At 70.1% G+C, this 24,820-nt stretch carries 22 protein-coding genes and 1 pseudogene; 16 read left to right on the top strand and 7 right to left on the bottom strand.

All coding sequences use genetic code 11. The features are described 5' to 3' along the window. Positions 1-235: 235 nt before the first annotated feature. Positions 236-721, bottom strand: a complete 486-nt coding sequence (locus ACH4TL_RS37750) for a hypothetical protein (protein ID WP_398327526.1) — start codon at positions 719-721, stop codon at positions 236-238. Positions 722-1,026: 305 nt separating this feature from the next. On the opposite strand from ACH4TL_RS37750, the gene ACH4TL_RS37755 reads away from it, so the two are divergent. The 3 genes from ACH4TL_RS37755 to ACH4TL_RS37765 are packed head-to-tail and all read left to right on the top strand — an operon-like array spanning position 1,027 to position 5,512. Beyond that, on the top strand, positions 1,027-1,905 hold the full coding sequence (locus ACH4TL_RS37755) for a universal stress protein (protein WP_398327529.1): 879 nt from the start codon (positions 1,027-1,029) through the stop codon (positions 1,903-1,905). 38 nt (positions 1,906-1,943) lie between these two features. After that, complete coding sequence (gene ppk2 / locus ACH4TL_RS37760; RefSeq protein WP_398327532.1) at positions 1,944-2,783, top strand: polyphosphate kinase 2; 840 nt, start codon at positions 1,944-1,946, stop codon at positions 2,781-2,783. Continuing rightward, a complete protein-coding gene (locus tag ACH4TL_RS37765) occupies positions 2,780-5,512 on the top strand; it encodes a GNAT family N-acetyltransferase (RefSeq protein ID WP_398327535.1) in 2,733 nt (910 codons plus the stop codon). The genes ppk2 and ACH4TL_RS37765 overlap by 4 nt, the downstream gene beginning before the upstream one ends. 35 nt (positions 5,513-5,547) lie before the next feature. Here the strand turns inward: ACH4TL_RS37765 and ACH4TL_RS37770 are convergent, their stop codons facing one another. Further along, a complete protein-coding gene (locus ACH4TL_RS37770) occupies positions 5,548-6,432 on the bottom strand; it encodes a universal stress protein (RefSeq protein WP_398327748.1) in 885 nt (294 codons plus the stop codon). 136 nt (positions 6,433-6,568) lie between these two features. Here ACH4TL_RS37770 and ACH4TL_RS37775 point away from each other — a divergent pair, with 136 nt between their 5' ends. Then, positions 6,569-7,093 carry an NAD(P)H-dependent oxidoreductase subunit E gene (locus ACH4TL_RS37775; RefSeq protein WP_398327538.1) on the top strand — a complete coding sequence of 175 codons (525 nt, stop codon included), beginning with the start codon at positions 6,569-6,571 and terminating at the stop codon, positions 7,091-7,093. Here ACH4TL_RS37775 and ACH4TL_RS37780 read toward each other — a convergent pair. The 3 genes and pseudogenes from ACH4TL_RS37780 to ACH4TL_RS37790 all read right to left on the bottom strand — a co-directional run. Continuing rightward, complete coding sequence (locus tag ACH4TL_RS37780; RefSeq protein ID WP_398327541.1) at positions 7,036-7,440, bottom strand: FCD domain-containing protein; 405 nt, start codon at positions 7,438-7,440, stop codon at positions 7,036-7,038. The genes ACH4TL_RS37775 and ACH4TL_RS37780 overlap by 58 nt on opposite strands. Before the next feature lie 92 nt (positions 7,441-7,532). Further along, positions 7,533-8,291 carry a helix-turn-helix domain-containing protein gene (locus tag ACH4TL_RS37785; RefSeq protein WP_398327544.1) on the bottom strand — a complete coding sequence of 253 codons (759 nt, stop codon included), beginning with the start codon at positions 8,289-8,291 and terminating at the stop codon, positions 7,533-7,535. A 275-nt stretch (positions 8,292-8,566) separates the two neighbouring features. Further along, positions 8,567-8,890 (bottom strand): annotated as a pseudogene (locus tag ACH4TL_RS37790) (transcriptional regulator); the annotation flags it as partial. Positions 8,891-9,542: 652 nt separating this feature from the next. Here ACH4TL_RS37790 and ACH4TL_RS37795 point away from each other — a divergent pair. Beyond that, the gene (locus tag ACH4TL_RS37795) at positions 9,543-9,932 is read left to right on the top strand and encodes a nuclear transport factor 2 family protein (protein WP_398327547.1); all 390 of its coding nucleotides are present in this window, start codon (positions 9,543-9,545) and stop codon (positions 9,930-9,932) included. Positions 9,933-9,961: 29 nt separating this feature from the next. Here the strand turns inward: ACH4TL_RS37795 and ACH4TL_RS37800 are convergent, their stop codons facing one another. After that, complete coding sequence (locus tag ACH4TL_RS37800) at positions 9,962-10,741, bottom strand: IclR family transcriptional regulator (protein WP_398327550.1); 780 nt, start codon at positions 10,739-10,741, stop codon at positions 9,962-9,964. A gap of 146 nt (positions 10,742-10,887) precedes the next feature. Here ACH4TL_RS37800 and ACH4TL_RS37805 point away from each other — a divergent pair, with 146 nt between their 5' ends. From ACH4TL_RS37805 to ACH4TL_RS37820, 4 genes are all read left to right on the top strand, one after another. Continuing rightward, a complete protein-coding gene (locus tag ACH4TL_RS37805) occupies positions 10,888-12,087 on the top strand; it encodes an FAD-dependent monooxygenase (protein WP_398327554.1) in 1,200 nt (399 codons plus the stop codon). 316 nt (positions 12,088-12,403) lie between these two features. Next, a complete protein-coding gene (locus ACH4TL_RS37810; protein WP_398327557.1) occupies positions 12,404-14,098 on the top strand; it encodes a thiamine pyrophosphate-binding protein in 1,695 nt (564 codons plus the stop codon). Next, entirely contained in the window at positions 14,095-14,949 is an 855-nt protein-coding gene (locus tag ACH4TL_RS37815) for an SDR family NAD(P)-dependent oxidoreductase (protein ID WP_398327560.1), read from the top strand. The genes ACH4TL_RS37810 and ACH4TL_RS37815 overlap by 4 nt, the downstream gene beginning before the upstream one ends. Positions 14,950-15,008: 59 nt before the next feature. Further along, positions 15,009-15,557 carry a VOC family protein gene (locus ACH4TL_RS37820; protein WP_055553456.1) on the top strand — a complete coding sequence of 183 codons (549 nt, stop codon included), beginning with the start codon at positions 15,009-15,011 and terminating at the stop codon, positions 15,555-15,557. A 289-nt stretch (positions 15,558-15,846) separates the two neighbouring features. Here the strand turns inward: ACH4TL_RS37820 and ACH4TL_RS37825 are convergent, their stop codons facing one another. Then, a complete protein-coding gene (locus ACH4TL_RS37825) occupies positions 15,847-16,413 on the bottom strand; it encodes a TetR family transcriptional regulator (RefSeq protein WP_398327564.1) in 567 nt (188 codons plus the stop codon). A gap of 96 nt (positions 16,414-16,509) precedes the next feature. Between ACH4TL_RS37825 and ACH4TL_RS37830 the strand changes: the two genes are divergently transcribed. From ACH4TL_RS37830 to ACH4TL_RS37860, 7 genes are all read left to right on the top strand, one after another. Next, positions 16,510-17,760 carry an MFS transporter gene (locus tag ACH4TL_RS37830; RefSeq protein WP_398327567.1) on the top strand — a complete coding sequence of 417 codons (1,251 nt, stop codon included), beginning with the start codon at positions 16,510-16,512 and terminating at the stop codon, positions 17,758-17,760. A 148-nt stretch (positions 17,761-17,908) separates the two neighbouring features. Further along, positions 17,909-18,142, top strand: coding sequence for a hypothetical protein (locus tag ACH4TL_RS37835; protein ID WP_398327570.1), 234 nt, complete (start codon positions 17,909-17,911; stop codon positions 18,140-18,142). Positions 18,143-18,179: 37 nt separating this feature from the next. Continuing rightward, positions 18,180-18,794, top strand: coding sequence for a TetR/AcrR family transcriptional regulator (locus ACH4TL_RS37840; RefSeq protein ID WP_398327573.1), 615 nt, complete (start codon positions 18,180-18,182; stop codon positions 18,792-18,794). 444 nt (positions 18,795-19,238) lie between these two features. After that, a complete protein-coding gene (locus tag ACH4TL_RS37845) occupies positions 19,239-20,441 on the top strand; it encodes a family 1 glycosylhydrolase (protein WP_398327576.1) in 1,203 nt (400 codons plus the stop codon). A 24-nt stretch (positions 20,442-20,465) separates the two neighbouring features. After that, positions 20,466-21,287: an SDR family NAD(P)-dependent oxidoreductase gene (locus ACH4TL_RS37850; RefSeq protein ID WP_398327579.1), complete on the top strand. Its 822-nt coding sequence runs from the start codon at positions 20,466-20,468 to the stop codon at positions 21,285-21,287. Positions 21,288-21,338: 51 nt separating this feature from the next. Further along, the gene (uidA, locus tag ACH4TL_RS37855; protein WP_398327582.1) at positions 21,339-23,150 is read left to right on the top strand and encodes a beta-glucuronidase; all 1,812 of its coding nucleotides are present in this window, start codon (positions 21,339-21,341) and stop codon (positions 23,148-23,150) included. 246 nt (positions 23,151-23,396) lie between these two features. Further along, positions 23,397-24,770 carry an MFS transporter gene (locus ACH4TL_RS37860; protein ID WP_398327586.1) on the top strand — a complete coding sequence of 458 codons (1,374 nt, stop codon included), beginning with the start codon at positions 23,397-23,399 and terminating at the stop codon, positions 24,768-24,770. Positions 24,771-24,820: the final 50 nt, after the last annotated feature.

Below are 24,820 nucleotides of genomic sequence, written 5' to 3' on the forward strand. Positions count from 1 at the left end.
GCTGCCAGCCGGCGAGCACCCGCAGATGCCACAGGAGAGCGGCCGTCACCGCCCGCTGGGCGTCGGCGGGCGGTGCCCCGGGGAGCAAGCCCCCGGCCGTAGGGCGAGGGGACCAGGCGACGAACGGCGGCATCCAGGCCCGGCGCCGATGCCACCTCCTCGGTCTCCTCCCTGCCGAGGGTGCGCGAGAGCATGGCCCTCGCGCGCGTCACCCCAGCCACCCATCCGGCGCTCATCACGTATCCGCCCGCCCGGCGTCCCCGGGCCGTCGGGAACCCCCGGTGGGGATTGGCGGCGCCCCCATGTCCTCGGCGACCAGACGCGCCACCCGATCCAGGAGAGGGGGCATGCGCTCCTCGGCCCGGCGGCGCACCGCGGTTGCCTCCCGCTCCGCTCTGGCGAACAGTTCCGCCGCCTCGGTCTCGGCCTCCCGGCGGACCCGGGCCGCGCTCGCCGCCCGCACCGCCCGGGCCCGGTCCCGGGCGCGCTCCACGACCTCCTGGGCCCGGTGCTCGGCCGCGCTCCGCCTCTCCGCCGCCTCGCGGGCCGCGTCCTCGCGGATGCGTCGGGCTTCCTCCCCGGCCCCTTCCAGGAGCGCCAGCGGCGGCTCCAACTCGGCGGTGAGCTCCACCGTACGGTCCGCGGGCACGCCGCCGGGAGCCGCCCGGCCCGGTGAGCCGACCGGGCGGAACCGCAGCAGAAAATCCCGCAGTCCGGCCACGACCTCTCCTCATGGTTCGGCTCTCGCTCCCAGTGTCCGCACCGGAAACCACGCTGTCGCGCCGAACTGGCCCGCCCATGAGCGCCGCGGCTCGGCGGCGTGGCCACGCGATCGGTGCGACACTGGCCGCATAGGCGACCGGCCGCACCCGTGGGGTCGACTGGATCGCTGTGGGCTTCCGTCTCACCTGGCCACCCAACCGTCACCGATCACCGTGGTCGGCTTGGCGGTGTCGTGGCGCAGGCGGACGCGCGGCGGTCGCTTGTCCACTACGGCAGCGGAATCCGTGAGGAGGGCGAGGCCCGATGACGGAGATCCCCTTGGCGCGTCCCATCACCGTGGGGCTGGACGGATCGCCCGACAGCCTGGCCGCCGCCGACTGGGCGGCGCGGGAAGCGCGGTACAGGCATGTGCCCCTGCGCCTGGTGCACGCGTGGATACTGCCCGCGCAGACGGCCCGTACCGCCCAAGCACCCGAGATGCGCAGGCTCTGGGCACAAGAGGCCCTGGAGGCGGCGCAAGCGCCTCTCCAGGCCCGCTACCCGGAGGTACCGGTCTCCGCCGAACTCGTCCCGCGCACAGCCGTCGACGGCCTCGTGGCCTGCGGCGAGGCCTCGGAGATGCTGGTGCTCGGCTCGCACGGACGGGGCCCCGCGGCCGGGTTTCTGCTCGGATCGGTCGGACTGCACGTGCTGGGGTCCTCGACGAGCCCGGTGGTGATGGTGCGCCGGGGCGGCGAAGAATGGACCGGGCCCGGAGGAGGTGAGGTGGTCGTGGGTGTCCAGGATCCGCCGGAGTCGGCCGCGCCGATCGAGTTCGCCTTCGCCACCGCCGCGGCACACGGGTGCGGGGTGCGTGCCGTACGGGTACTTCCGCCGCAGACAGTGTTTCCCCATGGCTCTCGGCCGCGGCCACTTCCCGGCGAGGGCGCCGGGCATGAGGAGCCGGAGCGTCTGGCCGAGGCGGTGGAGATGTGGCGGGAGAAGTATCCCGATGTCCCGGTGGCCGAGCAGGTCGAGCGCGGCCATGCGGCGGAGGCCCTGCTGGCGGCGGCCTCGCCGGCCGGGCTGGTGGTTGTCGGCCGCCACGTCCACCGGCCTCCCGCGAGCCCCCGCCTCGGCCACGTCACCCATGCCCTCCTCCACCACGCCGCATGTCCCGTCGCCGTCGTTCCCCACGGCTGACGGCACGTGGTTCGCCGCCTGAGGAAAGGAGGTGACGGATGGCGCGCGACACACCGCCGGGCGGGAGCGCCCCCGGACGGTTGTCTCGGTCCCGGTACCAGAAGGAGCTGCGCCGCCTCCAGATCGAGCTGGTGAAGCTCCAGGAATGGGTACGGGCCGAGGGCGAGCGGCTCGTGGTGGTCTTCGAGGGACGGGACGCTGCAGGCAAGGGCGGCACGATCAAACGGGTCACCGAGCGCCTCAACCCGCGGATCGCACGGATCGTCGCCCTCCCGGTGCCCACCGAGCGCGAACGCACCCAGTGGTACTTCCAGCGTTACGTGGAACACCTCCCCGCCGCGGGCGAGATCGCGCTGTTCGACCGCAGTTGGTACAACCGGGCCGGTGTCGAGCACGTCATGGGCTTCTGCACCGCCGAGGAGCACGAGCGCTTCCTGCGCCAGTGTCCGCTTTTCGAGCGGATGCTGGTCGAGGACGGCATCCTGCTGCGCAAGTACTGGTTCTCGGTGAGCGACGAGATACAGGAGGAGCGCTTCCGCAAGCGACTGGAAGATCCCACACGACGCTGGAAGATCTCCGCGATGGACCTGGAATCGATCACCTGCTGGGAGGCCTACTCCCGGGCCAAGGACGAGATGTTCGCGCGGACGGACACCCCCACGACCCCCTGGTACGTCGTCGAGAGCGACGACAAGCGCGCGGCCCGCATCAACATGATCGCCCACCTGTTGTCGACCATCCCGTACGCCGACGTCCGGCTGCCGGATCTGCGGCTGCCGCCCCGTCCCGAGCCCACTGGCTACGTGCGTCCGCCGAGGCATCTGCAGACCTACGTACCCGATCACGCGGCACGCGGAAGCGGAGGGGAAGAGGCATGACGGACACGACGCACCATGCCGACACGGTCCACGCCTTGCTCGCCGACGGCAGCACCGTCGAGATCCGCGATGCCCGGCCGGGGGACCTGGACGAGGTCCTGCGCATGCACCAGGAGATGTCGCCCGAAGACCTCAGACTGCGGTTCTTCGCGGTCAACCCGCGCCACGTACGCGCGGCGGCGGAGCGCATCTGCGCGCCACGGCACCCCGGCTACCGTGCGCTGGTCGCCGTGGCGCGCGGGCGCGTGGTGGGCGTGGCCGAGTACACCGCGCTTCCCACGGCCCCGGGCGAACCGGCCTCCGCCGAGATAGGGCTGGCCGTGGCAGCGGGACGCCACGGCCAGGGCATCGGCACCCTGCTGCTGGAACACCTGGTGCACGCCGCCCGGGACGCGGGGATCTCGGCCTTCACCGCCGAAGCGCTGGCCGAGAACCACGAGGTCCTGAAGGTCTTCGCCGATCTGGGGCTGCGCACCTCCCGCCACTTCGACGGCACCGATGTCCGCTGCACCGTTCACTTGGAACAGGACGAGCACTACTTGGCGGCGGTGGACCGGCGCGGCCGGACCGCCGACGTGGCCAGCCTGCGGCCCCTGCTGCGACCGCGTTCGGTGGCCGTCGTCGGCGCGGGCCGGCGGCCCGGATCTGTGGGGCGCGCGGTGCTCGGGAACCTGCGGTCCGGCGGCTTCACCGGAGCGCTGTACGCGGTCAACCCCCATGCCCCCGTCGTCGAGGGGACACCGGCGTACCCATCCGTGGCGGCTCTGCCGCTCGTGCCCGATCTCGCCGTGCTCGCCGTACCGGCGCCCGCGGTCCCTGGGGTGGCGGAGGAGTGCGGTGCGGTGGGGGTGCGGGGGCTGGTCGTCCTGACTGCGGGGCTCGATGTCGACCAGGCGGAGGCGCTGTTCACCTGCTGCCGTCGCCACGGCATGCGGCTGGTGGGCCCCAACTGTCTGGGCATTGCCGATACGGCTGACGAGGTGCGCCTCAACGCCACGTTCGCCGCGCATCCCCCGCTGCCGGGGTGCGTGGGCGTCGCCGTACAGTCCGGAGGCGTCGGCATCGCGCTGCTGGAGCGGTTCGGCCGCCTCGGTGTCGGCGTGTCCGGCTTCGTCTCGCTCGGCGACAAGTACGACGTCAGCGGCAACGACATGCTCCAGTGGTGGGAGTCGGACCCCGGCACCCGCCTCGCCGTGCTCCACCTGGAGTCCTTCGGCAACCCGCGCGCGTTCTCCCGCACCGCTCGCCGCGTCGCCCGAGCGATGCCCGTCCTCACCGTGGACGCGGGGCGCTCGGACGCCGGACGGCGCGCCGCGGCCTCGCACACCGCCGCCGCGGCCACCCCCACCATGACCCGTCGCGCCTTGTTCACCCAGGCGGGGATCACCGCCACCCGGAGCATTGCCGAACTGGTCGACACCACGGCCCTGCTGCACGCCCAACCGCTGCCCGCCGGTGCCCGGGTCGCGGTCGTGAGCAACGCCGGAGGCGCCGGTGTGCTCGCCGCCGACGCCTGCGTCGACGCGGGACTGACCGTCCCGCCCCTCGAGCCCACGCTGGCCGCTGACTTGCGGGGGACCCTGCCGCCGGGCGCCGCCACGGCCAACCCCGTGGACACCACCGCGGCGGTCACCGCCGACCGGATGCGCTGCTGCCTGGACCGGCTGACCGCGCACGGAGCCGTGGACGCCGTACTGGTGGTGCTCGTGCCCACCGCGCTGGCCACCGGAACCCGCGACGACCCGCTGCGCGCACTCACCGGTGCACCGGGACGGCGGCACCGCCCGGTGGCCGCGGTCCTCCTCGACCAGGAAGCCCCCGTACGGCTCCTCCCGACCGCCGACGACAGCCCCGTACCGGCCTACACCGAACCCCGGTCGGCGGCGCGCGCCCTCGCCCACGCCGCCCGCTACGCCCACTGGCGGGCCGAACCGCCGGGCAGCGTTCCCTCGCTGTCGGGGATCGACCCGGCCGGTGCAACGGCCATCGTGGAGACCTTCCTCACCCGCCACTCCGACGGTGGCTGGCTCGACCCGCGCGACTGCGCCGCCCTGTTCGACCGCTACGGCATTCCCCAACTGCCCTGGGCGTGGGCCGAGGACGAGAACACCGCCGTGGCAGCCAGACGGCACCTGGTCGAGGACGAGGGCGGCCGGGTGGCCCTCAAGGCCTACTGGCCCGGTCTGGTGCACAAGAGCGACCAGGGGGCGCTGCGGCTCGACCTCGAAGGACCGGACCAGGTCCGCCGGGCCTACAGAGAGCTGCGGGCGCGCTTCGGGGACCGGATGGCCGGGGTTCTCCTCCAGCCCATGGCGCGTCGGGGCATCGAGCTGTTCGCGGGCGTCGTCCAGGACGAGGTGTTCGGCCCGCTGGTGCTCTTCGGCCTCGGCGGCACCGCCACCGAACTCCTCGCCGACCATGCGGCGAGGCTCGCCCCGCTCACGGACCGCGATGTGCACAGCCTCCTCACCGCACCGCGGTGCGCTCCTCTGCTGTTCGGCTACCGGGGCGGCGGGGCCGTCGACCTGGAAGGGCTCGAACAGCTTCTGCTGAGACTGTCCCGGATGGCCTGCGACCTTCCCCAGCTCGCCGAAACCGACCTCAACCCGGTGGTGGCCCGGCCTGACGGCATCGTGTCCCTGGACGCCCGGCTGCGCCTCCTGCCCCGTCACGCGCACGACCCCTATCTGCGACGGCTGCGCGCCGCGCGACGGTGGCGGGTGGACTGAGGCCCCCGCGCCATCCCTTGTCGGATCTGCCGCTGTCAGATCTGCTGCGGAACGATGGCGACCGGGCACGCCGCGTGGTGCAGCACGGCGTGGCTGACCCGGCCGAGCTGTAGACCGGTGAGATCGCGGCGGCGCAGGGCACCGACCACGAGCAGATCGGCCTGCTCCGAGACGTCCAGCAGGACCCGGTGCGCCGGGCCCTCGATCACCTCGCGGTGGCACACCACCTTGTCGCCCTCGCCCGCCCGCTCGACCTCGTCCAGCACCTCGTTGAGGACACTCGCCGCCTGCTCCTCGTAGATCAGGTGGGTCGCCTCGTGCATGAGCAGCGACTGGCCCGCGTGCGACTGCGCGGGGCGCCGCCAGGTGCGTACGGCGTGCAGCTCGGCGTCCCGCGCCCGCGCCTCGCGGAAGGCGAACCGGACAGCCGCCGACCCCTCCGTGACATCGCCGACCGCGAGGACCACGCGCCGGAAGTCGCCTTCACGGTTCCTCGCCCCACCACGGATCACGATCACCGGGGAGGCGGCACGTGCCGCCACCGCCAGGCTGACCGATCCCAGAAGCGTGTCCGCGAGCTCACCTCTGCCGCGGGACCCCGTGACCACGGCGAATGCCTCACGGCCTTCCTCCAGCAGCGCCGACACGGTGTCCTCGGCCAGCACGTCGGCGGACACCTTCACGTCCGGGTTGCGCGACGCTGCGCGTTCCGCGCAGGCGGCGGCGATGTTCTCGGCCACGATCTCCCCCGAGGTACGACCGCCGCCGAACGAGGGGAGACGCTGCTCGTAGCGCTCCCACCGGGAGGCGTAGACCAGGCGCAGGGGCAGCCCATGGCGTGCCGCCTCGTCCACCGCCCAGTCCACGGCCTGCAGACTGGAGTCCGATCCGTCAACACCCACGACCAGCGGGAGCGACATCATCCCCACCGCCTTTCATACAGTTGACTCGTCCGCTTTGGGTACCCCGATGGCCGCGCTCGCACCGCCCCGCTGGCAGGTCGGCTGAAGACGGAGCTGGCCATGCGGCCCTGTCACAAGTTCCGGTGGCCACCGGATGCGGCCTGGGAAGACCAGCCGCACGACTACGCGGACCTCGCTGCCCCGCCGCCGCCATGTCCGGGTGCGCGCCGCGACGGCCTGCTTCGCCGCGGGGGCGGGAGGCCATGTGGCCGAGGTGGAGACCGGGTTAGGTGCCACTGCGGGGAGCGTCACACCGGACGGGGAGACCTCGCTGCGGGCAGTTCGATGCCTCGGGTACTGCTACGCGGGGCCCGCCGCCCTCGACGGTGACACTCCCCGTACGGGCCCGGACCTGGCCGGTCAGCTCACCGGCCGGGTGTCTCCGCGGGCGGTGCCGGACATTCCGGCGGCCGATGCCACTGGTGATCCGGTTCTGCTGGGCGGTGTGGTGGCGGGCGAGCCGGCGTGGCAGCCCGAGGCGGGAGCCACGCCTGATGGCCCGCATGGTTTCCGGCGCCGGGCAGGGATGATGCGGGCATCCGCAGGTCGATCAGGTGGTGGTCAGACCTTGGAGTTCTGCCGCAGTGATTCCTGGGAGTGCCGATCCATGATCTCGTAGGCCTGCTCGATGTCGAGGCGTCTCATGGCTGCCACAAGGTCCCGATGGTCCTTGATCTCGGCTTCCTCCGTGATCCTGTTGCGGAGGCTGGGCACGAGGTAGTGCATTCGGCGGACCTCGTCACCCAGGTTGACCATCATGCGTTCGGCGCGCCGGTTTCCGGAGAGTGTGGCGATGTCGACGTGGAAGGCCGTCGCCGCGTTCAATGCGGCCTCCGTGTCAGTCGCCGCCTCTTGGTCGTCGATGTGACGCTCCAGGGCATCGAGCTGCTCGGGAGTGCTGCGCTTGGCGGCCTCGACCACCAGCGTCGGCACGCGGGCTGGGTTGCCCCCGACCGCGACAGCCACGCTCTTCTCCTCGGACCCCGGTTGAGGGAGCGCAGGATGTGGCGCTTCCCCGCGAGCGACGGCAGGATCTTGTTGCTTCATGCGTCCTGTTGTCAGGAGGTCGGCTCGGTGCGCAGGGTCGCCAGTCCCGTCAGCAGCCACAGAGCTTTCCGGGACGCCGAGCCGGGCGCGGCGTGATAGGTGACAAGCGTCTGGTCGGTGTCGCCGCCGTGCAGTGTCATGGCTTCGAAGGACAGGGTGAGTCCGCCCACCACCGGGTGCTGTAGCCGCTGGACGCCGTGGCCCCTGCGGCGCACGTCGTGCTGGGCCCACAGTCGTCGGAAGTCGATGCTCTGGTCCGCCAACTCACCTATCAGGGCGGCGAGTTCCGTATCCACCGGTGGTGTGCTCGCCTCCACGCGCAGGACGCTGACGATGTACAGCATCTTGGCTTCCAGGTCGGCGAAACGGTCGCGTGCCGCAGGGAAGAGGAAGACCAGCCGGGACAGATTGCGCTCGTTGGGTGGGAGCCGGGACCAGTCGCCGAACACGGTGGTGGCGAGCCTGTTCCAGCCCAGGATGTCCAGGCGTCGGCCGCAGACATACGCGGGGACCCCGTCGAGCGCGTCCAACAGGTGCTGGACGCCGGGCCGCAGCCGCTGCCTCTGGGGCACTGTGTGCCGTTTCCCGTGAAGTTCCGGCCGGGCCAGGCGGAACAGATGAGCGTGCTCGTCTCCACTCAGGCGCAGGGCGCGGGCGACGGCGTCCAGTACGTCGGGTGACATGGTGTCACCGTGTTCCTGTTCCAGACGGGTGCAGTACGTGAAGGACACCCCAGCCAGCTGCGCGAGCTCCTCGCGTCGCAATCCCACGTCCTCGGGTCTGAGCCGGGCCCGGCGGGATCGAAGAAATTCCCGTAGCTCTGCGCGCCGGTCAAGTCCGGACTCGAACCCTCGCCGACGGGGGTACGCGTCGGCGGCTGTGCGCTGCTGGGCGTGATGTGAGAAGGCATGTGCTCATGACTTTTCGTTGGGTTGCCAGTCGGTGAGTGTCTCGGTGCGTGCTCGGACTCGGCGGCGACCAGGTCGAGCAGAGCCAGCGCGTCGTGTTCGGGTGTGCCGGCCTCGGCGTAGTACACGACCGTGCACTGACCCGGGGTGCCCTGCAGTTGCATGGTTTGGTAGCCCAAGGTCAGGTCACCGACCTCGGGATGGTGGAAGGTCTTGTGCCCGTAGGTGTGGCCCTTGACGTCGTAGCGCTCCCACATGCGTGCGAACTCGATGCTCTTCAGCAGGAGTTCGCCCACCAGTTGCGTCAGGTCGGGTGCGTCCGGCTCCATGCCGGCCAGGGCGCGCAGTCCGTAGACGCAGGTGCGGACCTGGTTGTGCCAGTCGTCGAACAGGCCTCGGGCGGCGGGGTGCAGGAAGACGTAGCGGGCGATGTTGAGCTGCTTGGCCGGCCAGTCGTCCATGCCGCGACGTTACTGTCCGCCGCCTATGTGCTGGCCGGCCTGATGGACATCCCGGCTACGGGCGTCATCGCGCACCAGCACCACACGTTCGTAGAACTGCCCGCGGGCGGTTTCGTGCCCTGGTCACTTGGGGCACGCCAGGGAAGCTCGCATGTGGACATGGCCCCACCCTGCTGGTCGTCCGGCTGATCCTCGCGGTGTCCCCCCAGACACCTCTGCATCGAGCCTGCCGATCAGCACGTGGCCTGTTCGTCCAATGGACACGCCCATTGGCCGTGGCGGCGCGACGCTCTACCTTGTCGCTGCGCGCGCAAGAAGTCATCCATGGTTCAGGTTGATCCACCCAGTGAGGCAAAGGGAGAGGGCGGAAGACGCACTCTGAGCTCAGGCACTCTGGCGGCGGTGGTTCTCGCCGTGCGCGCAACCCCTCAATGGTGTCGGGCCTGCGGCCATCTTACCGACGGGTCTCGCCATGGTGGTGGTCGGCACGCCCGCTACTGCCACCCGCGCGCGGGGCATGGCGTGGCGGGTCTGGGGCGCTGCGCTCTCAATGGGCGGCTTCCGGCAGCCACGGCGTATGACGCACAACGATTACCCGACGCATTCGGACAGGAGTCGAACGATGGCCAGCGCACACTCAGGATCAAGCAGTGTGAACAACGTCCGCATGCCGGATACGGTCGCTCAGGCGGAGAAGGCGTGGCTCGTCGCGATCACCAGGGGCGACGAGGAGCAGCGTGAGCTCATGCTTCCCAACTGTGTGATCGTTCATGGCCCGGTCGGGAATGTCCATGGACCCGAGCGCTTCCTCAGTTACAACGCGTCCATGGGCCCCACCGTCGAGGCTGAGACCAGCGAGGTGATGTGCCGAGAGCGAGGGGAGCGGGCCATCGTGACGTGTTTTCAGAAAATGCGCATCCGGCGCTCGCCCGATCTGGCGCCGTTCCTGGTTCAGGCCGTGGCCACACGGGTGTGGTTCTCGACCGACGAGGGATGGCGCCTCGGCCACATGCAGCTCTCCCGGCGGCAACCGCCGGCATGACGCGGTGGTTTCCTCGCCGCGCGAAGGGCTTACGAGGTGCGAAGGGGAACGCCCGGCCGCCAGCCGAGACTCCTGGACAATCCCAGTCCGCTCGCGACCAGCGAGGGAACGGCCGCTTGCAACTTGATCGAGCCCGCAGCCACCACAACAGACAGAGCCGCGACGACGTGGCCGCGGCCATCGACGATGCGCGTCGCGACCGACTCGGCGCCTTCGCTCAGCTCCTCCTTGACCACCACCGTTCCGGTCGAGCGACAGGACGCCAGTTCGCGACGCAGTGCGGTCGGGTCCACGATCGTCTTGGGAGTGAAGCGTTGCAGCCTTCCCGACAGCACCTCGTCGATGAAGGCTGGGCTGCTGTGGCTCAGAAGCACCTTTCCGACGCCTGAGCAGTGTAGGGGGAGATGGCCGCCGACCTGCGATGTCAGGCCAACGGCATTGACCGCCGACACTCGCTCGATGATCACGGCCTGGTCGCCCTGGAGGACGGCCAGTTGCACATGCTGGTGAAGAGCCGTGTACAGGTCCTCCACGAACGGCTGCGCGGCGCTGCGGAGCGTCTCGGCGCGCGGTGCGAGGGTCCCGAGGCGCCACAGCGGCAAGCCGATCGCGTAACGGTTGTCGGTGGTGCGTTCCAGCGCGCCGACCTCCACGAGTTCGAGTGTGAGGCGCCTGGCGGTGGCGTGTGGCATGCCGGTGCGCCGGACCAGGTCCGCGAGGCTCAGCTCGGTGTGGTCGGGGTCGAAGGCAAACAGCAGATCCCACAGCCGAGAGCTGACTGAGCGCCCTGGTTCGTTCGCGCGAGGCATCGGCCCTCCTCCTTTGTTCGTGGTCCCTGTCACCCTACCTTCAATGTTCATTGAATGAATGGAGTTGTTCTAACAATGCACTGTTTGCCGAACTCTTGCGTGCAGCCGGTTACCACCTCGCTCAAGGCTCACGGGAGTGAAAGAGCATGATGACTACAGAAGGCGCCCCCAGCATCGCGATCCTCGGTGGTGGCATCGGGGGCCTCGCTGCCGCGGCCTTCCTGCGCGACAAGGGCTTCGGATGTGACCTCTACGAGCAGGCGACGGCCCTGACCGAGGTGGGCGCCGGCTTGGTGATCGCGCCCAACGCGGCCCGCCTTCTGCGACGTCTCGGCGTGCTGGATCGGTTCATCGAGCGGGCGGTCCAGATGGAGACCGGTTGGGAGTTCCGGCGCTGGGAGAACGGCGCCGTCCTCTCCGCGGAGAACCTGGGGGAGGGGTGCATACGCCTGTACGGCGAGCACACCTACACCGTCCACCGCGCCCACTTGCTGAACGCCTTGAGGTCGGCTGTCCCCGAGCACTCGATCCACCTCGGCAAGCGCTGCGTTTCGGTCGAATTCGAAGGCGACCAGGCGGTTCTTCGGTTCGAGGACGGAGAGACGGTTCGCCCGGACATCCTCATCGGCGCCGACGGGGTCCACTCATACGTGCGCAGCGCCATCGTCGGGCCGACGCACACCAGGGAGTCAGGCATCTGTGCCTTCCGAGGTCTCGTACCGGCGGAGAGAGCACCCGACTTCGCCAAGCGGCGTGCCCAGACCCTCTGGATCGGCCCCGACCACCACCTTGTGCACTACCCGGTCTCCGGCGAGGAGTACGTCAACCTCGTCGCCTTCGCACCTGCAGGGGCCAATAGTGTCGAGTCGTGGACGGCCACCGCGACGGTCGATGAACTACTCGACGAGTTCGCCGGCTGGGATCCGCGTCTGGTGGAGTTGATCAGGGCGGCCGACACGCCGGGGCGCTGGGCATTGCTGGACCGCGAGCCCCTCGACCACTGGAACCGTGGGAACGCGACCCTACTCGGTGACGCGGCCCACCCGATGTTCCCGTTCTTTGCCCAAGGCGCTGCCCAGGCCATCGAGGACGGCGCTGTCCTGGCCCTCTGCCTCGCAGCGGACCCGGGCAACCCGACCGCGGCGCTGAGGCGCTATGAAGAGCTACGGCGTCCCCGCACGGCACGCCTGCAGGAGGTGTCGCGTGGAAGGTCTCACATCAATCACCTTCCCGACGGCCCTGAGCAGCAGGCACGCGACCTGGCGTACTCGCAGGCCGACCCGCTGAAGGCGAACGGCTGGATCTACGAGTACGACCCCGAGGCCGCTGTCTCAGCCTCGGCGTGAACCGACTCCATACGCGGCCCATCTGCTGCCGGGAGGCGATGCGTGCGGCCACCCGGCTGAGCGCGACTCGACGGCGGCACACCGATCACTTCAGGACCATGTGCAGGATGCCGGAGCCTGACATCGCTTGCGCGAACAGTCCGCTCGACGAGATCCCGAGCCTTCGACGCCGAACAAGGCATTGACCATCCAACGAACACAGCCGTTGTCTTCACGCAGGCCACACTCGAGACTCCCGTACGGGCGGCCGAGATGTGGCCCTGTCCCAGCGACCTTTGTCGAAACCTTGAGTACGTCCAGAGAGGCGGACCGTCGAATGGCAACCGCAACCGGTAGTGGGCTCGTCGTGCGCACACTGCAGCGTGCCGGAGTCAACGTGGCCTTCGGCCTGAACGGAGCACACGTCGACGGCATTTTCCAGGATGCCGTGGACGCCAAGATGCGGATCGTCGACGTGCGGCACGAGATGAACGCCGGCCACGCGGCCGAGGGCTACGCACGGGTCACCGGTGACCTGGGGGTCGCCGTCGTCACAGCCGGTGGCGGCTTCACCAATGTCCTGACCTCGGTCGCCAACGCCCATCTGGACCGCACTCCCGTCCTCTACATCGCGGGCTCCGGTCCTCTCGAGACGGACCAGATCAACGACCAGCAGGCCGGCTTCGACCAGGTCGCCATGGCCACCCCGGTGACCAAGTTCGCGCATCGCGTCACCCGTGCCGAGCTGATCCCCCGCCTGGTCGCTCAGGCGATCCGCACCGCGCAGTCGGAGCCCAAGGGCCCGGTGCTCCTGGACATTCCCTGGGACGTCCTGCGCCAGTCGGTCCACGTCGACGAGGTCGAGGACTACCGCCTCGAGATCGACGGCACCGGCATCGCCCCCGCCGGTGGCGTCGACCGGATCATCGAGGCACTCGGCGCCGCCCGTCGGCCGATCGCGCTGGTCGGCAAGTCTTTCGTCACCGCTGAGGCACGCGCGCAGTTGCACGAGTTCGCCGCCCGTGCCGGGGTGCCCCTCTTCTCCGACTGGGAGGGCCTCGGGGCGATCGTCGGCTCCGAACAGCACGTCGGTCTCCTCCAGACCCTGGCCACCGTCCCCGAGGACGAGCGGCCCGACCTGGTCCTGATGCTAGGGCTGCGCTTCGGACTGGCCACCCAGTTCGGCACGGGCCGGCTGCTCCCGAAGAGCTCGCGGATCTTCCAGATCGACCCCGACGGCCGTGAGCTCGGCCGTCTCCAGGACGTCGGGCTCGGCATCCAGGCCGACCCGGTCGGCACGATCGGCCTGCTGAACGAGCGCCTGGGCGACAGCCCCACCCCCTCAGGGCGCGACGACTGGTTGGGGACCCTGCGAGACGTCTCGTCCGCCCGGCGGTCCGCGCTGGCCGCCGAAACCGAGAACCACGAGGGCGGCATCCACCCGTACCTCGCGGTCCGCCGGATCGCCGAGAGCGTCCCCGACCAGGCCACCGTGGTGGTCGACGGCGCTCTGACCGAGCTGTGGCTCTCCGAGACGATCGCGCTCGCGCCTGTGGCCCACTACCTCGGACACGGCTACCTCAGTTCGATGGGCAGCAACTTCGGCGTGGCTCTGGGAGCGCAGTACGCGGCCCCCGACAAGGCGACGATCCTCGTCACCGGCGACGGCGCCGTCGGCTACAGCCTCGCCGAATTCGACTCCCTCGTCCGCGCGGGGCTGCCGGTCATCGCGATCGTCCTCAACAACCGAGCCTGGGGCGCCACCCTGCACACCCAGCAGTTCATCTTCGGACAAGACCGCGTCACCAACAACCGCCTGGAGAACGGCTCCTACAGCAGTGTGGCACGAGCGCTCGGCGCGGACGGCGTCGACGTCACGGAGCTGGACCAGCTTCGTCCGGCGATCGAGGCCGCCCTCGCCGCCCGTCGGCCGACCTGCATCGATGTGCGGGTGAGCCTCGCGCCCGTTCCGCCGGAGGAGCGCGTCCTGAACGGCGGAGCTCCCTTCGGCGGGGTCGAGGTCGACGCATGAGCCACCACTCCGGAACGACCATGAGGAGCACCATGAACGACACGACTGACGCGGGAGGTCGCGACCAGGCCGTCGCGGACCGGCGTCAGCGCTTCCTCGGGAAGACGTGCCTGGTCACAGGCGGCAGCCGAGGACTGGGCCTGGCCGCCGCACGGGCATTCGCGCGCGAGGGCGCTCGCGTGGTCATCCTCGCGCGGGACTCGGACCGGCTGCAGACCGCGAGCGGACTGATCGGCGAGGGCACGATCACCGTTGAAGCCGACCTCTCCTCGTCGGGCGGTATCAAGGCCGCGGTCACCGAGGTCGCGGAACGCGTCGACCACCTTGATGCTGCCTTCCTCAACGCGGGGCAGGCGGGCATCAAGCGTCTCGACGACATGGACGAAGCCACGTGGGACATGGTGTTCGACACCAACGTCAAGGGCTCGTTCTTCCTCATGCAGGGTCTCAGACCTCTGCTCGCACCCGGCGGGGCCGTCGTCTTCTGCGGCTCGGCCGCCGGTCGAAGGGCCAGTGCGGGGACAGCCGCTTACGGAACCAGCAAGGCCGCACTCGAGCACCTGACACGCATTCTCGCCGCCGAGGTCATCGGCGAGGGAATCCGGGTCAACATTGTCATTCCGGCTGGCATGAACACCGACATCTCCGCGCACACGCCGGGCGTGCCGCCCGGAGAAGCGGACGCCTTCCGGGAGCGGATCAGGCTCAGCACTCCGATGCTCCGAGAAGGAGAACCGGATGAGCTCGCCGACGCCGTGCTCTTCCTGTCCTCATCCGAAGCCAGCTACGTCACAGGTGCGGCCCTGCCGGTGGACGGCGGCCTCACCGGCTTCATCCGCCCGGCGGTATAGCGGCGACGACCACTGTCGACCACCAGTTGCGCCACAGGACCCGAGTGAGGACAGTCACCATGGAGTTTCCCTTCGGCCAGCCGACGGGCGCCATCATTCAGGTCGCGTACGCGGTCCCCGATCTCAGCGCCGGGATGCGCTGGTGGATCGACGAACTCGGCGTCGGCCCATGGTTCGTGAACGAGAGGCTCGGCGGTGAGGGCTCCACCTACCGTGGTCAGCCGGGGAAGGCAGAGTTCTCCATAGCCCTCGCCTTCTCTGGGCACATGATGGTCGAGGTCGTCCAGACCCTCGACGACGAGCCTTCCATCTACAAGGACGCCTACGAACGCCATGGCTACGGCTTCCATCACGTCGCCAAGGCCGTGCCGAACCTCAAGGAAGAGGTCGAACGCCGTACGGCGACGGGAGCGTCGGTGCATTTCCACGATCTGGCCCCAGGGGGCAGCGTCTTCTTCCTTGACGGCGGTGAAGGTGCCCCGGGAATGATCGAGCTCGTCCAGGACAGCGAGACCACACGGGCGATCTTCACATCCGCCTGGCGGGCATCAGTCGATTGGGATGGATCGCGACCTGTGCGCGATTTTGCGGAGCTGCTGCCAGCCTGACCAATGGGGTCGAGTGGACGGCCGCTGAGCAATAGCCGTACCGGTGCGCGGGGGTGGCCGCTTCGAGAGCGTCGATCAGGGGGCCGCTCTGGCGGCTGTCGACGTCAGCCGTGCCGTGGATGGGGCCGATGCCCTGTGACAGGGGCAGACCGGGCGATGATCTCCGCCGTGATGGGCATCGCCGCTTTTTGAGGTGGCTGATCACCTTCAGGACCCATCCGGATCCAACTCCTGCCCATCCAGGGCGTCCATGGCCCGGGGGCACCTGACTCGTCCCCCCGGCAGGGCGCTACGCCTGGCTCTCGGCCGTTGCCGACAAGACCTGTACCGCTTGGACGACATCCGTTCGGAGGTCGTCGAGGCTGTGGCCGGGGCCGAGAATCATCCGCCGCAGCTGCGGCATGGCGATACTCCAGCCGGCCAGGGCGAGGGTGAAGAACACGCGAGCGCGGGCGTCGCCGCCCCGGCCGCCCGACACCGCGGCGTCGATCTTGTCCTGATAGTGGGCGGTCCGGGCCTCCTCCGCCGGGACCGGCTGGTCGCCGATCTCGAGGGCCTCCCACATGACCAGCCGCAGGGCCTCGGGGCGGGCGCGGTGATAGTCGAAGAGACGCTCGGCGTAGGCGGGGAGGTCGTCACTGGGCGGTACGGCGTCGGCGAGTTCGGCCAGGGCACGTTCCAGGACGACGGCGAAGAGCTTGTTCTTGTCGCCGAAGTAGTCGTAGATGGCCCGCTTGTTGGCCTTGGCCTCGGTGGCGATACGGTCCACCCGCGCACCGGAGACACCGTGCGCGGCGAACTCCGCCGTCGCCGCCGCGAGGATGCGTGCCTTGGTCGCCGTGGAGTCATACGCCATGCATCCCATCGTAACGAACCGGTTCGTTTGACGAAGTGAAGGTGGTCGTGCCAGCTTACATACGAACCATCCAGTTCGTTCGGTTGGAGATGGGTGATGTCCCGAAACGATCCTCCGCCCGCCCCCGCGTCGACGGGCATAGGTCGCGGGCTGCCGCTTCTCATGGCGCTGGCCTGCGGCGTCAGCGTCGCGAACGTCTACTTCCCGCAGGCCCTCACCCCGCTCATCGGCCGCGGCTTCGACATCGCTCCGGCCACGGCGGCAGTCGTGGCGACGGTGACACAGCTCGGCTACGCGGCTGGGCTCTTCCTACTGGTCCCGCTCGGCGACCGCCTGCCGCGCCGTCCGCTGATCATCGGGCTGCTCGCCGTGACCGGTCTCGCGCTCCTGGCCGCCGGTCTCGCCCCGGCGTCCGGTCTGCTGCTCGCGGCCGGCAGTGTGGTGGGCGTGGCGACCGTGGTCCCGCAGCTCCTGCTGCCCATGGCCGCCGGGCTGGTCGAGCCGGACCGTCGCGGCAGTGTGATCGGCACCCTGCAAGCCGGACTGATCGGAGGCATTCTGCTGGCCCGCACCTTCGGTGGCGTCCTGGGCGAGCACCTGGGCTGGCGCATGCCGTACCTGATCGCGGCCGCTCTGACCGTCCTGCTCGCCGTGGTCCTCGGTCTCGCCCTGCCCGGTACCGCCCCGGCCGTGCAGGATCGCTACCCGACGCTGCTGGCCGACACGCTGCGACTGCTTCGCGACGAGCGGCAGCTGCGGCGTTCCGTGTTCTTCCAGGTCACCCTCTTCGGTGGATTCAGCGCGGCCTGGACGGCACTGGCCCTGTTGATCAGCGGCCCCCGGTACGACATGGGCACCCAGGCCGTGGGCCTACTGGCCCTGATCGGCGCGGGCAGCGTGTTCTGCGCGCCCGCGGCCGGGCGCTGGGTCGACCGGCTCGGCGCCGACCGGGTGAACCTGTGGTGCATCCTGGCCGCCCTCGCGGCCGCGGCCGTGCTCACCGCGGGCCTGTTGGGCGGGGCGCCGGGGGTCGTGGGACTGGCCATCGGGCTTCTGCTGCTCGACGTGGCGGTTCAGTGCGGACAGGTCGCCAACCAGGCCCGCATCTTCGCCCTCCGGCCCGAGGCCAGCAGCCGTCTCAACACCGGCTACATGACCTGCGCATTCCTCGGCGGCAGCGCCGGGTCGTGGCTCGGTACCCGCGCCTACGCCGCACTGGGCTGGGGCGCCGTGTGCGCACTGATCGCTCTGACCGGGCTCGTCGCGCTCGCCGTGTACGCGGGCGGTCGGCCGGGACGCTACGGCGACCAAGGCGACCGGACCCAGCCGGTTGCCGCCTCTTGCTGAGCCCCACCTGGGAGCCCGGCCTGTCGGCTGCCGACCTCACGGTCGGCGCCACCCCCTTCGAGTCGGCCATCGCCACCTCGTTCGGCGCGGTCGGGCAGCAACTTGCGCGACTGGGCCGAACGCAGCTCGTGCCGAACGCTACCGCGAAGTGCAGCTGGAGGCGCTCACGCGTCGCCTCGCGGAGACGGGCGTCGAGCTGCGGCCCGAGGTGTCCCCGGCCGTGTCGCTCATGCTCACCACCGCCCTCGGCCGGATCATCATGATGGAGAAGGCGACGGGCATGACGGAAGCCCAAGCGTTCGTGGAACAGTTTCTTCAACGCTACGAGAGCGCCGTCGCGGAACCTGAGGGTGCGCGGCGTGCGAATTCCGATCAGTGGTAGATCTTTGGTTCGCTTCGTCGAGGAGGGTAAGCGCACCGTGGATCAGGCAAAGGCACGTGGACCGTATGCCAAAACAGCGGCCCGCAGGACGGAGATCGTACGGGCTGCCCGCGACAGCTTCGCCGAGCACGGTTACGCCAAGGCATCCCTGCGCGACATCGCCGAACGGGCCGGCATCACCCACGCCGGGCTGCTGCACCACTTCCGCAACAAGGACGAACTCCTCGCCGAGGTGCTCGCCGACCGCGACTCCGAGGAGTGGCGGCAGGGTCTGGACGAGGTCGAAAGCCCCGACCAGTTCGGGCCCTACCTCGCCGGGCTCATCCGCCACCACCAGAAGGCCCCCGAGCTGATGCGGCTGTGGATCGAGCTCGCGGCGGCCGCCTCACGACCCGATCATCCCGCGCACACCTACTTCGTCGAGCGCTACGAACGCAGCCGCGCACAGTTCGTCGACGGATTTCCCGACGAGTCGACCCGCGACAGGCTCCGCGAGGGCATCAGCCCCGAGAGCGCTGCGGTCCTCTTCCAGGCTGTGCTCAATGGGCTCCAGTTGCAGTGGGTCCTTGATCAGGACCTCGACATCGTGGGGCCGGTCACCGACTTCGTACGGCTGCTGTTCGACCGGGGCGACACCGCAGACGCCGGCTGAAGGGCGCGGGCGTCCGGTCGGGCGTCCACGGAGATCACGCGGCCATGAACGATCCCGGCCACGGCCGGGGAGCAGTCAACCCGTGCCTACTTTCATGCGCGCGATGTCGCCCAACACCGCGGCCCGCTGGGCCACGGCTCCCATCTGCGGTACCCGCCTCCTCCCTGACCCGGTCTGTGGGCCCTGACGAAGGGGCAGAAACCCGTCCGCGCGGGTAACGCTCAGGTCACGAAACCGCCGTCCGGGCTTCCCTCCCTCGCCATCGCGGTTTACGTTCCAGCGAAAACCAACCACATGGTAAGAGTTGGTGCTTCGGGTGCAGCCACTTCCCGTCCCCCGTCCAGCGCCCGCACTCCCGGCCACCCGCGGGGGCACGCGGAAACACCCCGGCGGCCCGAGCCCTGCCGGGACCGTCACCCTCGGCACTCAGGAAGGCAGTCGACGATGACCCAACTCGCTCCCGGATTCCTCTGGGGCGCATCTACGGCACCGCACCAGATCGAAGGCAACAACCTGGGCAGCGACTTCTGGGCGAACGAGGGACGCATCCCCGGCATGGAGCGCAGCGGCGACGCCTGCGACAGCTACCACCGCTACCGCGAGGACATGCGGTTGCTCGCGGACGCCGGGCTGGGCGCCTACCGCTTCGGCGTCGAATGGGCCCGCGTCGAGCCCGTGCCCGGGCTTATCTCCCGCGCCGAACTCGCCCACTACCGGCGCATGATCGAAACGGCCTTCGAGCTCGGCCTGACCCCGGTCGTGACCCTGCACCACTTCACCAGCCCTCTCTGGTTCGCCCAGGAGGGCAGCTGGATCGGTGAACGCGCGGTCGACCGTTTCCGGACCTACGTCGAGACGGTCGCGCCGATCCTCGACGGCGTCGAATGGGTCGTGACCATGAACGAACCGAACATGCTGGCCATCATGGTCGGCATGGCGCGGGCCCTGCAGACCCCGCAGGCCGAAGGGGAGTGGCAGAGCCCCACCCTCGACAATGAGGGCTCTCGCCCGCCGCTCCCGGCCCCCGACGCGGCCATCGGCGAGCGGCTCGTCGAGGTGCACCACGCCGCGCGGACGGTGCTGCGCGAGCGCACCGGCGCCAAGGTCGGCTGGACGGTCGCCAACCGCGCCTTCGTGGCCCGTCCCGGCGCGGAGGAGAAGAAGCGGGAACTGGAGTGCACCTGGGAGGACCTCTACCTGGACGGAGCGCGCGGCGACGACTTCGTGGGCGTGCAGTCGTACTCCAGCCAGTGGGTCGGCCAGGACGGTATCGAGCCCTACCCGCCGCACCCGGACAACACGCTCGTGGGGACCGCCTACCGGCCCGACGCCCTGGGCATCGCGGTGCGCCACACCGCCGAGGTCACCGGAGGCCTGCCGATCCTGGTCACCGAGAACGGCATCGCCACCGGCGACGACACCCGCCGTATCGCCTACACCGGCGAGGCCCTGGAGCACCTCGGCAAGGCGATCGCCGACGGGGTGGACGTACGCGGCTATCTGCACTGGAGCCTGCTCGACAACTACGAGTGGGGCCACTGGGCGCCGACGTTCGGCCTGGTCGAGGTCGACCGCGAGACGTTCGAGCGTCGCCCCAAGCCCTCTCTCGCGTGGCTGGGCGAGACCGCACGCCGCGGCCGGATCTGACCATGCTCACACGGAGGACACACCGTGCAGGTTTCCGTACCCGATGTCTCGTCGAAGTCCCTGGCCGAACTCGTCTCGCTGTCCGGGCGGCGCGCCGTCGTGACCGGCGCGGGCCGGGGGCTGGGCCGGGCCGTCGCCGAGCGGCTGACCGAAGCGGGAGCGGACGTAGTCGTCGCGGACGTCCAGGACGAACTCGCCGGCATGGTGGCCGGGGGGCTCAACTCCCGGGGGCAGGGCCGTGCCCTGGCCGCCCACCTGGACGTCACCGACCCTGACAGCGTCGTGGCTGCTGCCGACCTCGCGGTCCGGGAGCTCGGCGGGATCGACATCTGGGTGAACAACGCCGGGATCTTCCCCAGCGTTTCCGCCCTGGAGATGTCCGACAAGGCCTTCGACGAGGTGTTCGCGGTCAACACCCGCGGGGTCTTCCTCGGCTCCCGGGAGGCCGCGCGCCGGATGAGCGAGGCCGAGCGCGGGGGCGTCGTCGTCAACGTCGTCTCCACGGCCGGGTTCCGCGGGACGGCCCCCGGCCTCGCCGCCTACGTCGGCTCCAAGCACGCGGCACGCGGTCTCACGCGGCAACTCGCCCTGGAGTTCGCCCCGTTCGGCATCCGCGTGCTGGGCGTCGCGCCGGCGTTCGTACCGACCGAGGGGAACACGGCGGCGGCCGCCGCTGCCGGGGTGCCCCTGGACTCCGAGGCGATCCAGTCCGTGATGCGGCCGGGCCCCCTCGGCCGGCTCGGCGTGCCGGACGACATCGCCCGCGTGGTGCTGTTCTGCGCCAGCGACCTCTCGGCCTTCATGACGGGCAGCACGCTCCTCGCCGACGCCGGTGAGACGACGTAACCGCAATTCGCCCGACCAACTCGACCGCCCCGAGCACCCGGTAGGAATTCCATGCTCTCGCCCCGTACCACCCCCACCCGCGACGTCGTCGGCCTCGATGGCCTGTGGCGGTTCGCTCTCGGCACCCGGACCGGCGCCACCCCGTGGGCGTCGCGGCTCGTCCCGCCGCTCGAAGTCCCCGTGCCCGCCAGCTACAACGACCTGTTCGTGGACCCGGAGATCCGTGACCACGTCGGCACGGTCTGGTACCAGCGCGACGTGCGCGTCCCGCGCGGCTGGACCGGTGAGCGCTTGGTCCTGCGCTTCGGCTCCGTCACCCATGCCGCGCAGGTCTACGTGGACGATCGGCTCGTGGCCGAGCACACCGGCGGCTACACACCGTTCGAGGCGGACCTGACCGGCATCGTCGAGCCCGGCGCCGCGTTCCGGCTGACGGTCGGCGTCGACAATCGGCTGACGAACGTGACCATCCCGCCCGGCACCGTCACGACCGGCCCCGACGGCCGCGAACGTCAGTCGTATCTGCACGACTTCTACAACTACGCGGGCATCGCCCGCCCGGTCCGCCTGTACAGCACGCCGACGACCTACATCGAGGACGTCACCGTCGTCACCGGACGGGACGGCGCGGCCGGTACCGTCGACTATCTCGTGGGGACCGCCGGCGCGCACGCCGAGGCGGTCGCCGTGCGGGTGCGCGCGGTGGACGAGGCCGGCCGGACCGTTGCGGAGGGTGAAGGCCCGGAAGGCGTCCTGCGCATCGAGGACGTCACGCTCTGGCAGCCGGGCGCGGCCTACCTCTACGACCTCGTCGTAGAACTGGCCGTGGACGGCGAGACCTTCGACAGCTACACCCAGCCCTTCGGGGTCCGTACTGTCGAGGTGCGCGGCAGCGACTTCCTCATCAACGGGGAGCCGTTCTACTTCACCGGCTTCGGCAAACACGAGGACACCCCCGTCCGGGGCAAGGGCCACGACGACGCCTACCTCGTCCACGACTTCCAGCTCATGCAGTGGACCGGCGCCAACTCCTTCCGCACCTCCCACTACCCCTACGCCGAAGAGGTCCTGGACTTCGCCGACCGGCACGGCATCGTTGTCATCGACGAGACCGCCGCCGTCGGCCTCAACCTGGGCGTCCAGGGCGGGCTGACCGGTGTGCCCCCGAACCCGACCTTCGCGCCGGAGAACTTCGGCGGGACCACGCGGGACGTCCACGCCCAGCACCTGAGAGAACTGATCGAACGGGACAAGAACCACCCGAGCGTGGTGATGTGGTGCCTCGCCAACGAGCCCGCCTCCAACGAGGACGGCGCGCGCGAGTACTTCGAGCCGCTGGTCGAAATGGCTCGCAAGCTCGACCCGACCCGCCCCCTCACTTACGCCGCCGTCATGTTCGCGACCCCGCAGAACGACCAGATCGGCGACCTGTTCGACGTCCTGAGCATCAACCGCTACTACGGCTGGTACCTGTTCACGGGCGACCTCGCGACCGCCGAAGGGTATCTGGAGCAGGACCTGCGCGGGTGGGTCCAGCGCTTCGGCAAGCCGGTCATGATGTCCGAGTACGGCGCCGACACCCAGCCCGGTCTGCACTCCGTCTGGGACGCACCGTGGAGCGAGGAGTACCAGGGCGACTTCCTCGCCACGTACCACCGTGTCTTCGACCGCATCCCCGAGTTCGTCGGCGAGCACGTGTGGAACTTCGCCGACTTCCAGACCTCGCCCGGCATCCACCGTGTCGACGGCAACAAGAAGGGAGTGTTCACCCGCGACCGAAAGCCCAAGTCCGCCGCGTTCGCCCTGCGCCGACGCTGGCGCGGACTGGACGGCCGCAAGCCGGGCCAGGCCGCGGCCGGCTGACGACCGCGCCAGTCCGAAGGGCGCCGACTCATCGTTGGCGTGATGACGGCAAGGGCCGGCCCGTGCTCCCACCCCGTCGCTCCCGATGGCGCGCGGCAGGTCGGCCCCCGGCACCGTCCGCCGACGCGGCCACCGACGAGTCGGCCGTCGTGGGGAACCGCGGCGGCCGTCGTCCCTCGCCCACGGCCGTCCCTGCGCCCCGGCGGTGGCCGCCGAGCCTTGCAGCCATGTGACAAAGGAGTCCTCATGCCTCACGACGACCGGGACGTCAGCGCGGCAGTTCCCTCATCGACGGCCTTACCACCGACGACCGCACCGCAGGACCCGGCCCAGGCCCAGGCTCCCGACAAGCCGTCCGCCACGCCCGAGGTCGAGGCGCCGCCGCTGCGGAAGGTCGGCAAGGGCTACCTCCTGTGGCTGATGATCGCCAGCTTCGGCAGCTCCCTGGCACTGATGGTCCCGCTCTCCTACTCCCTCGCGGTGCGTATCGACGACCTCGCCTCCGGGCACGATGAGCGACTCGGGTACGTCACCGGATCCGCCCAGGTCGTCTACCTCGTCCTGAGCCCCCTGATCGGCCTCTGGAGCGACCGCACACGTTCCCGGCTCGGCCGCCGCACACCCTTCATGATCGGCGGTGCCCTGCTCGGCACCGCCGCGCTCGTCGGGGTCGCCCTCGCGCCGTCGGTCCTCCTGCTGGGCCTCGCGTGGGTGATCGGCATGATCGGCTGGTCGACGGCCGGGCAGGCGATCCAGAACATCCAAGCGGACCGGGTACCCGAGGAACAGCGGGGCCGGATCTCCGCCCTGACCAGCGTCATGACCCAGATCGCCCCGGTGATCGGCATCGGCCTCGCGTACGCGGTGGCTTCCAGTACCTTCCTGGTGTTCCTGGTCCCGGGCGTCCTGGGTGCCGCCCTGGTGGTCCTCTTCCCCGTGCTCAAGCCCGAGGGCGACTCCCGCTCGCTGGTGCACACCAGCGGGGTGACGTTGAAGGGCATGGTCGCCAGCTACGGGTTCAACCCGCGCAAGTATCCGGACTTCGGCTGGAACTGGCTCGGCCGCTTCGTCTTCTTCATGGGCCTGTACTTCAACACCACCTTCGGCACATTCTTCTACGCGCAGCGGCTCGACCTGCCGGTCAAGGAGGTCGCCGGGATCGTGGCGGTCATCGGGACCATCGGCGTGGTGGCCGCGGCGGGCGGCGCCATCGGCGGCGGCTTCCTGTCCGACAAGCTCGGCCGTCGCAAGCTGTTCGCCCTGATCGGCTCCTCGGTGTTCGTGGCCGGGGCCGTCACCGAGGCGTTCGCCCGCTCACTGCCCCAGCTGGTCGTCGGAGCGGTGCTCATGCAGTTCGCCATCGCGGTGTTCAGCGCCGTCGACCAGGCGATCGTGTTCGCCGTCCTGCCGGACCGGGCCGAGGCCGGCCGCTACCTCGCCGTTGTCGCCTTCGCGCAGAAGATTCCCAGCGCCGTCGCCCCGCTGATCGCCCCGCTCGTCATCACCCTGGGGGTGAGCCCCGGCGGCGAGAAGAACTACACCCAGCTCTATCTGCTCGGCGCGGTTCTGGCCCTGGTCGGTGGCCTGATCGTCAAGTTCAAGATCAGGTCGGTCCGATAGGTCGCCTCCCGGCCGTCGCCCCGAGAAGCATCCCGTTCCACCGAGTTCAG

The organism is Streptomyces sp. NPDC021115 (genome assembly GCF_044333065.1).
Taxonomy (GTDB): Bacteria; Actinomycetota; Actinomycetes; order Streptomycetales; family Streptomycetaceae; genus Streptomyces.